Raw genomic sequence first — 542 nt, forward strand, 5'->3', positions numbered from 1 at the left:
GCTCGGCAGGCCAGGGTGAGTGTGTCGATGTTGGTCAGCCCGCCGTCGGCCCATTCGTCGACGTGGTGGACCTCGGTGAGGTATCCCGGTTTGTCGCATCCCGGTCGCGTGCAGCCGCGTTCCTTGCTATGCAGCATGATTCGCTGATCGGCCGTGGCGATGCGTTTGGTGCGACCCAGCCACAACGCCTGACCCTTCACGCGATCGAACAGGGCGAGGTAATGGTAGGCGTGGGTGGCCATCCGGATGACATCGGGGATCGGTAGCAGGGTGCCGGTAGCGGTGACCGCGTGCCCGGTCTTGGCCTGAATGTCCTGCAGGGTGGCCGAGACGATCACCGTCACGGGTAACCCGTTGTGCTGCCCTAACTTCGGATCACCGAGTTGACCGCGCACCAACGCGGTCAACGCGTCGTGCTGGCGTTGGGCGTGGCTGCGCACATCCCGCTCGGCCACGTCATCGGAAGGGGTGAGGGTAGGCGACTGGTCGGCCGGGTTGCACACGCCAGGGGCGGCGAATTTGGTGAACCAGCCATCGAGCAG

Annotated in this window: 1 protein-coding gene; it reads right to left on the reverse strand. The window is 65.3% G+C overall.

Annotated features, from left to right (window positions below; translation table 11 throughout):
* Nucleotides 1-542, reverse strand: a 542-nt coding sequence (locus BST42_RS28875; protein WP_133057534.1) for an HNH endonuclease signature motif containing protein, incomplete at both ends; no start/stop codon positions are given.

This window comes from Mycolicibacterium rhodesiae, from assembly GCF_002086695.1.
Classification (GTDB): Bacteria; Actinomycetota; Actinomycetes; order Mycobacteriales; family Mycobacteriaceae; genus Mycobacterium; species Mycobacterium rhodesiae.